Raw genomic sequence first — 7,991 nt, 5'->3', positions numbered from 1 at the left:
AAGAAGCTCGACAAGATCGAGCGCGTCGAGCCGCCGCGCCGCCGCCAGACGGTCCAGTTCGAGTTCCGCAGTCCGCCGCGCTCCGGCGACGACGTCATCAGCCTGCGCGGCGTCCACAAGGGCTACGGCGCCCAGTCGATCTACGAGGGTCTCGACTTCCTGGTCCGCCGCAAGGAACGCTGGTGCGTCCTCGGGGCCAACGGCGCCGGCAAGTCGACGCTGCTGAAACTTGTGGCCGGCGCCGCCCAGCCCGATCAGGGCGCGGTCAACATCGGGGCCAGCGTCCGCATGGGCTACTTCGCCCAGCACTCCATGGACCTGCTGGACGGCGAGGAGACGATCTTCGAGTCCCTCGACGGCGCCTTCCCCCAGGCCGGCCAGGGCCAGCTCCGCACCCTCGCCGGCTGCTTTGGCTTCTCTGGCGACGACGTCGAAAAGCCCTGCCGCGTGCTCTCAGGCGGCGAGAAGGCCCGCCTGGTCATGGCCAAGATGCTGTTCGACCCGCCCAACCTGCTGGTCCTCGACGAGCCGACCAACCACCTCGACATGGCGACCAAGGAGATGCTCATCGCCGCCCTGGCCGACTTCGAGGGGACGATGCTCTTCGTCTCCCACGACCGCCACTTCCTGGCCGCCCTGTCGAACCGCGTCCTCGAACTGACCCCTGAGGGCGTCCACCAGTACGGCGGCGGCTACACCGAATACGTCACCCGCACCGGCCAGGAAGCGCCGGGCCTGCACCCGGGTTGAGCACCTTACGACCCTGACGCGTTCCTGCGGCGGGCCGATGACGACAGACCGAGGCCCGCCCCTACCGCCGATACGACAGCCCCACGCGGAACGTCTGCGGCGCGGCATAGCTCTCCACCCCGTCCGCCGTCTCCCCGACCTCGATGTTCTTGTCGAGCAGGTTGTCGGCGGCGACGTAGATCTCGGCCCGCTCGCTCATCCGCCAGCCGGCTCGCACGTCGAGCTGCACGCCCGCCGCCAGCTTGCGGGTGTTGAGGTCGTCCTCCCAGCGCGCGCTCTCGTAGCGCACGTCGGCGTTCAGCGTCAGGCGCTCGACCAGCCGCCAGTCGGCGCCGGCCGTGACCGTCAGCTTGGGCGTCTGCGCCGGGCGCTTGCCGGTCAGTTGCGGATTGGCCGAGCCACCGTCGACCTCGGCCTTGGTCGCCGAGAACGCCGTCCGCCAGTCCAGGTTCGGGCCAAGCGCACCGAAGGCGTCGCCCTCGATCCCCCAGGCCTCGATCTCGCCGGCGTTCTGGCGCTGGCGCAGCACGCCGCCGGCCGGCACGAAGCCCGCCGTCGGGAACGTGCCGGGTCCGACGCCGATGGTGACGTTGGTGATCGGATCCTTCAGCCGATTGTAGAAGCCGGTCAGACCCCAGCGCACCGCGCCCTCGCCGTTCAGCCCCAGTTCCGCGCCCTGCAGCGTCTCCGGCTTCAGATTGGGGTTGGCCTCGGTGATGTCGTTGCCGACCCGGAACGGCCGGTGCAGCTCGTTCAGCGTCGGCGGGCGGAAGCCGCCATAGGCCGCGCCGCGCAGGAAGAAGCCGGGCGCCGCCTCGAACCGCACGCCCAGCCGCCCGGTCGGCGTCGTCCCCGACGCGTCCGGCGAGGTCTGGTCGAGCAGCCGCACGCCGGTGGCGATGTCCCACTCGCGACGCACCGCATCGGACGACTTCCAGCCGTCGATCCGCGCCCCGCCGGTCACCAGCCAGGGCCCGCTGTCTAGGGCGCTTTCCACATAGACGCCGCCGACCATGGTCTTGCCGCCGGCCTGCCGGCCGCGGGTGTAGGCGCCGTTCATGAAGCGGAACCGCTCGCGCGCGTCGCCGTCCGTGATTCTGACGTCGGCGCCGGCTTCCCAGGCGAGGTCGTTCCACAGGCCCTGGAAGGCGCCGTTCAGGCCATAGCCCACCGCCGGCGACGAGAACTGGTCGTTGGCCGGCGTCGTGCCGACCCGCCCGGCCGCCACCGCCGCCGAGCTGTTCTTCAGGTCGCTGGACCGCACCCACCCCTGCAGCCGCCAGCCGCCGACGCCCTCGGCCGGGGCGCGCGCCAGGGTCATGGTCGCCGAGCCGCCCGAGGCGATCGAACGGGCCCCGAACAGGCCCGCGCCCCGGTGTTCCTGATAGCCGCCCAGCCGCACCGCGGCCTGGACGTCGCCGAACGCCTTCTGGGCCCGGAAGGCCAGCGAGCCGGCGTCGTACTCCAGCGGCCGGTCGGCCGCCCCGGCCCGCGCGCCGCGCACCGGCACATAGCCGGCCGAGGTCTCCAGCGAGCCGGTCAGCAGCACGCCCGGGCCACCGCCCGACGCCGCAATCCGATAGCTGTCGCGCTCGCCGGCCGAGACGTCGAACGCCTGCAGGCCACTGATCGCGTCGCGCTCCTGCAGCGCCACGACCCCGGTCAGGGCGCCGGCGCCGTAGGGTCCGGCCCCGGCCCCGCGCACCACCGTCGCGCCTTCAAGGCCCTCCGGCGGCAGCGCGCTCCAGATCACCCAGCCGCCGAACGGGTCGTTCTGCGGCGCGCCGTCCAGGGTCACCAGCGCCCGGCCGGCGCCCGACGGCGCGATGGCCCGCAAGGACAGGCCCTGGGTCGTCGGGTTGGCGGCGTTGCTGCCCGTCCGCCGGAACAGCGACACGCCCGGCGCGCGCTTCAACGCGTCGTCGAGTCGCGGCGTGATCTCAAGGATGTCCGGGCCGATCTGGACGGCGCTGAACGCCGCCTCCCCGCCCAGGGGGGCCAGGCGCGGGGCGCTCACGACCACGGCTTCGATTTCGACGGGAGGAGGAGGGAGATCTGCCATGGGCGAGCACCGTTATACAGCCAAGCCTCGCGGCGCAACCTCCAGCGGTAAGGCCCTCGCCCGCCGAAGCAGGGTGGCGAAAACCGCTCAGTTCGCCGACGGTTTCTGTAGCCCTTGATCGCGATCGCAGCGCACGTCCCGCTCCCGCGCCTCGAGCACCGTCAGGCTCAGCTTGCGCGCCGCGCCGGGCATGCTGGTCGAGACGATGACATTCAGGGCCCGCCGGCCCGGCAGGTTGCAAAAGGTCTCGCGGCTCGCGAAGGCGCCGGGTTCCCACTGGGTCTTCGCCGGCCCGAACAGCTCGCGCCGGCTGTTGACCGCCGCCAGCGCCGCCCGCCGCAGCGCCGCTGGCTCGCCGACCTCGACCTGCACCGTGCAGGCGTTGGGGTCCTTGCTGCGCGAGACGCGGACGCCGTCGATCGCCATGTCGTCCACCGGCGCCCCGTCGATCACCGCCGCCAGGCAGGCGCGTGTCGCCGAGGCCGTCGTCTCGGACGGATCCTCCGCCGCCGTCGCGACCAGCGGCCCGCCGACGAGGGCCAAGGCGGCCAACAACCATCTCATGTGCGCGAACTCCATCAGCCCCAGCAAATCCGACAAACGTGGCCGTGCAAAGGCGCGCGCACGGCCGCCTTGCCCGCACCCGCCGCATCTGGGCAGATGGCCGCCGTGACCGACCCCGCCGACCGAACGCCGAAGCGGACCCGCCTGCGCGCGCTCGCCTACCGCACCCTCGGCGTCGTCTGCGTCGGCCTCGCCACCGCCGGCCTGTTCCTGCCCGTGATGCCGACCACCGTCTTTCTGCTCGTCGCGGTCTGGGCCTTCGCGCGCAGTTCGCCCGAGCTCGCCGCCCGCCTCTACGACGACCCGCGGTTCGGCCCGCTGCTGCGCGACTGGCGCGACCGCGGCGTCATTCCCCGCCGCGCCAAGGCCCTGGCGGTCGGCATGATGGCCGCCAGCCTCGCCCTCCTCGCTCTGGTGTCGCACAACCCGTGGGTCGTCGGCGGGGTGGCGGTCGTCCTGGCGGCGGTGGCGGGCTACATCGTAACCCGCCCCTCGACCTGACCCGCCCGGCTCAGCCTCAGGCCGGCTCGACCAGCACGCTCTTGATGTTGACGAACTCGCGGATGCCGAAGGTCGCCAGCTCCCGCCCATAGCCCGAGTGCTTGATGCCGCCGAACGGCAGGCGCGCGTCCGAGCGGACGTTGATGTTTACGAAGCTCATGCCGGCATTCAGCTCGTCGCTGGCCAGCCGCTCGCCCCGCGCCAGGTCGCGCGTCAGCACGCCCGAGCCCAGGCCGAAATCGGAGTTGTTGGCCAGCTCGACCGCCTCGGCCTCGTCCTTGGCCTCGATCACCGCCGCCACCGGGCCGAACACCTCCTCGTCGAAGGCCGGGTTGCCCGGCTTGACGTTGGTCAGCACCGTCGCCGGATACCAGGCGCCCGCCTTGTCCGGGACCTTGCCGCCGGTCAGCAGCTTTGCGCCGGCCGCGATCGAACGCTCGACCTGCTCGTGGATCTCGTCCCGCGCCGACACCGACACCAGCGGGCCGAGCTTCGCGCCGTCGGCCTTCGGGTCGGACAGCACATAGGTTTCCATCTCGCGGACCAGCGCCTGCTCGAAGGCCTCGCGCACGGCGGGCAGGACGATGAACCGCTTGCCGGCGATGCAGCTCTGGCCCGCGTTCACCAGCCGCGCGGCCGCCGCCACCTTGGCGGCCTTGTCGATATCCGCGTCCTCCAGCACCAGGTAGGCGTCGCTGCCGCCCAGCTCCAGCACGCACTTCTTCAACGCCATGCCGGCCGCCGCGGCGACCTGCTTGCCGGCCTCCACGCTGCCGGTCAGGCTGATGGCGGCGATGCTGTCGTCGTCGATCAGCGCCTTCACGTCCCGGCTCGGGATCAGCACCGTGCGGAACACGTCCTCGGGGAATCCGGCCTCCTTGAAGACCTCCTCGATGGCCAGGGCCGAGGCCGGCACGTTCGAGGCGTGCTTGAGCACCGCCGTGTTGCCCGCCATCAGCGTCGGCGCGGCGAAGCGGAAGGCCTGCCAGAAGGGATAGTTCCACGGCATGACAGCCAGGATCGTGCCCAGCGGCCGGTAGACCACCTTCGACTTCGGCCCGCCCATGTCGACCATCTCGTCGGCCAGCAGCCGCTCGGCGTTGTCGGCGTAGAACTCGCAGCCCGTGGCGCACTTCAGGACCTCGGCGCGGCCGTCAGCCAGCGTCTTGCCCATCTCCTCGGACATCATCTCGGCGAACTCGTCGGCCCGCCGGCGCAGCACATTGGCCGCCTCGCGCATCAGCCGCGCACGCTCTTCGAACGAGGTGCGCTTCCAGCCGTCGAAGGCCTTGTGCGCCTTGCGGGCGATGGCCAGCGCCTCTTCGCCGGTAATGCCCTCGAATTTCCGCCCCGGTTCATTGGTGGCCGGATTGACGATTTGGAAGACGGGACGTTCACCGGCCATGTCAGGCTCCTGCGGGCTTAGATCGCAGCTACCTAGCCGGTTGTTTGCGCCTCGCCAACGGGCCTTGCCGGCCGACGGCTGAACACCCGCGGCGGGTTCAGCGCCGCCGGCAGGTGCGAGGCCGGCCGCTGCCAGCGCCATTCGTAGGGGGAAAGCCAGACCCAGCCGCCCTCGCTCAACCGCCGCGGCGCCAGGGCGAAGGCGCGGATCCACGGCGCCTCGATCATCTCACTCACCAAACCAATCCGACTCAAACATACGCGTCCCGGCGTCTTCTAGCGCGCCTCGCCGGCCGATGCTGCATCCGCGAAGTCACAGGGGCGTCGCAGCTTAAAAACAATGATCGATGTGCTAAGCCTAGGGTTGCGCATGGGACGGCGTCTTCAATCCCCCGCGGGCTTCAGGGCCCGGATCCGCTGGCCGGATATCTCGGACCGCAGCCGGCTGAACCTCGCCTGGCTCGCCGCCGCGCTGATCCTCGTGCTCGGGGTCCTGCTCGGCGCACGGGCCGAGACCGGCTACCGCGAACAGGCGGCCCGCGCCGCCGCCGTTCAGGGCGACATCCTCGCCGCCAGCGTCGCCGCCGCCCTCGCCTTCGACGACCGCGCCGCCATGCTCGAATACGTCGAGGCGCTCGGCGCCAACCGCGACGTCGCCCTGGCCGCCGTCTATGGCCCGAGCGGCGAGCTGCTCGTCTCCTACGCCCGCGACGGCCGCCGCCGGCCGCCGGGCCGCACCGGCGCCCTGGGCGCCGTGCACCACGGCGGCGCCGTGCAGGTGACCACCCCCGTCGTCGAAGAGGGCGCCCGTCTCGGCGCCGTCTACCTCGAGACCCAGCCCGAGCCGCTGGTCGTCATCATGGGCCGCCACAGCGGCCTCGCCCTGCTCAGCGCCATGGGCTTCCTGATGCTCGGCGTCATCGCCCGCGCCGGCGCCCAGCTCCAGCGCCGGGCCCGGCAGCTCGGCGAGGCCAACGAGCGCCTGCAGGTCGAGATCCGCGAGCGCGTCCGCGCCGAGGAGGCCCTGCGCCAGAGCCAGAAGATGGAGGCGCTGGGCCAGCTCACCGGCGGGATCGCCCACGACTTCAACAACCTGCTCCAGGTTGTTCAGGGCGCCTTCGAGCTCATCGGCCGTAAGCCGCAGGAGACCGCCCGCGTCGCCGCCTGGGCCGCCAACGGCCTCCAGGCCGCCGAACGCGGCGCCAGCCTGACCCGCCAGCTCCTCGCCTTCTCCCGCGCCCAGAAGCTGGTCCTCCAGCCCTTCGCCGTCGACCACCTCATCGACGAGATGCGCGAGCTCCTCACCCGCACCCTTGGCTCGGCCGTGAGCCTCGAGTTCCGCCTCGCCGACGGCGGCGTCACCATCCTCTCGGACCGCACCCAGCTCGAACTCGCCGTCCTCAACCTCGTCATCAACGCCCGCGACGCCATGCCGGCCGGCGGCCGCCTGACCATCGCCACCCGCGCCCGCGACATCGGCCCCGGCGACCCGCTGCTGGAGCCGGACACCTATGTCGAGCTCTCGGTCTCCGACACCGGTTCGGGCATGCCCCCGGATATCGCCGAACGCGCCTTCGATCCGTTCTTCACCACCAAGGATGTCGGCAAGGGCACCGGCCTCGGCCTTTCCCAGGTCTACGGCGTCGCCCGCCAGGCCGGCGGGCTCGCCCGCATCGACAGCACGCCGGGCCAGGGGACCACGGTCAGCCTTCTGCTGCGCCGCTCCACAGCCGACGCCCCTGCGCTCGCCGGCGCCGCGACCACCGCCGCCACCGCCGCCGCGCCAGGCCCTGACACTACCATCCTCATCGTCGACGATGATCCGGACGTCCGCCTCCTGGTCCACGACGCGCTGGAACTCAGCGGCTACCGCGTCCTCGCCGCCGACGGCGGTCCCGCCGCCCTCGCCCTGCTCGACCAGACGCAGCGCGCCGAGACCCGGCCCCATCTCGTGCTGATCGATTACGCCATGCCCGGCATGAACGGCGCCGAGGCCGCGGCCCAGATCCGCCAGCGCCACCCCGACCTGCCCATCGTCTTCGCCAGCGGCTACGCCGACACCGCCGCCGTCGAGACCGCCGTCGGCGGTCAGCCCGTAATCCTGCGCAAACCCTTCGACCTCGCCGACCTCGCCCGCACCGTCGCCGAGGCCCTCAGCCCCGCCGCACCGGCAGCATCGCCCGCACCTGCGGATCGCGAAGCCACAACCCGCCCCACATGAACAGCCCGAGGTAGAGGCTGAACAGGATGTGGCTGAAGAGCGGGCTCTCGGCCCGAATCTGCGTCGCCATCGCGCCGCCCAGAAGCCCGGTCATCAGCACCGCGCCCAGCAGGTTGGTCCGCGGGATCAGGTACAGAACCACGAGCACCAGCTCGAGCACGCCGATCAGCAGCGTGTGCCGCGGGTCCCAGCCCAGCTGGACCATCGTCTCCGCCGCCACGTCCATGCCCATCAGCTTCGGCGCCACTGAGGCGCCCAGCATGAACACCGCGAACAGCCCTGACAGCCCCCACCCGACCCAGCTCATCCACCTCGTCCGCATCGCCGTCTCCCGCGTTTCCCCAAGGACGCCGCGATCCCGACGATTCCGACAAGCTAGGGGGATTGGGATCAGCGCCTGAGCGGCACGACCTTGCCCTCGGCCGACGCGCCGCCCAGCACGGCTTCGACCTTCCGCGCCAGCTCGTCGTCGCGGAACGGCTTTTGGAT

The 7,991-nt window shown here is 71.8% G+C and carries 8 protein-coding genes; 3 read left to right on the top strand and 5 right to left on the bottom strand.

Annotated elements, in window-relative coordinates:
* Nucleotides 1–750: ABC-F family ATP-binding cassette domain-containing protein (locus ACILRF_RS12850; protein WP_395673492.1), on the top strand; the 750-nt coding region annotated here is incomplete at its 5' end.
* Nucleotides 751–811: 61 nt separating this feature from the next.
* On the opposite strand, the gene ACILRF_RS12845 is transcribed toward ACILRF_RS12850, so the two are convergent.
* Both ACILRF_RS12845 and ACILRF_RS12840 read right to left on the bottom strand, forming a co-directional pair.
* Nucleotides 812–2,812, bottom strand: coding sequence for a TonB-dependent receptor (locus ACILRF_RS12845; RefSeq protein WP_395673490.1), 2,001 nt, complete (start codon nt 2,810–2,812; stop codon nt 812–814).
* A gap of 87 nt (nt 2,813–2,899) precedes the next feature.
* Complete coding sequence (locus ACILRF_RS12840) at nt 2,900–3,376, bottom strand: hypothetical protein (protein WP_395673489.1); 477 nt, start codon at nt 3,374–3,376, stop codon at nt 2,900–2,902.
* A gap of 105 nt (nt 3,377–3,481) precedes the next feature.
* Between ACILRF_RS12840 and ACILRF_RS12835 the strand changes: the two genes are divergently transcribed.
* Nucleotides 3,482–3,877 (top strand): YbaN family protein, encoded by a 396-nt coding sequence (locus ACILRF_RS12835; protein ID WP_395673487.1) that lies wholly within the window; start codon nt 3,482–3,484, stop codon nt 3,875–3,877.
* 16 nt (nt 3,878–3,893) lie between these two features.
* Here ACILRF_RS12835 and ACILRF_RS12830 read toward each other — a convergent pair whose 3' ends face one another.
* Together ACILRF_RS12830 and ACILRF_RS12825 are read right to left on the bottom strand one after the other, a co-directional pair.
* The gene (locus tag ACILRF_RS12830) at nt 3,894–5,282 is read right to left on the bottom strand and encodes an NAD-dependent succinate-semialdehyde dehydrogenase (RefSeq protein WP_395673485.1); all 1,389 of its coding nucleotides are present in this window, start codon (nt 5,280–5,282) and stop codon (nt 3,894–3,896) included.
* Nucleotides 5,283–5,314: 32 nt separating this feature from the next.
* The gene (locus ACILRF_RS12825; RefSeq protein ID WP_395673483.1) at nt 5,315–5,518 is read right to left on the bottom strand and encodes a hypothetical protein; all 204 of its coding nucleotides are present in this window, start codon (nt 5,516–5,518) and stop codon (nt 5,315–5,317) included.
* 133 nt (nt 5,519–5,651) lie between these two features.
* Between ACILRF_RS12825 and ACILRF_RS12820 the strand changes: the two genes are divergently transcribed.
* The gene (locus ACILRF_RS12820) at nt 5,652–7,502 is read left to right on the top strand and encodes a response regulator (protein WP_395673481.1); all 1,851 of its coding nucleotides are present in this window, start codon (nt 5,652–5,654) and stop codon (nt 7,500–7,502) included.
* On the opposite strand, the gene ACILRF_RS12815 is transcribed toward ACILRF_RS12820, so the two are convergent.
* Nucleotides 7,435–7,824: a DoxX family protein gene (locus ACILRF_RS12815; protein WP_395673479.1), complete on the bottom strand. Its 390-nt coding sequence runs from the start codon at nt 7,822–7,824 to the stop codon at nt 7,435–7,437. The genes ACILRF_RS12820 and ACILRF_RS12815 overlap by 68 nt on opposite strands.
* Nucleotides 7,825–7,991 lie beyond the last annotated feature (167 nt).

Origin of the sequence: Phenylobacterium sp., assembly GCF_044236515.1 — a bacterium.
GTDB lineage: Bacteria > Pseudomonadota > Alphaproteobacteria > Caulobacterales > Caulobacteraceae > Phenylobacterium.
The sequence above is the reverse complement of the archived record's forward strand: the minus strand, read 5'-3'. Positions and strand labels throughout refer to the sequence as shown.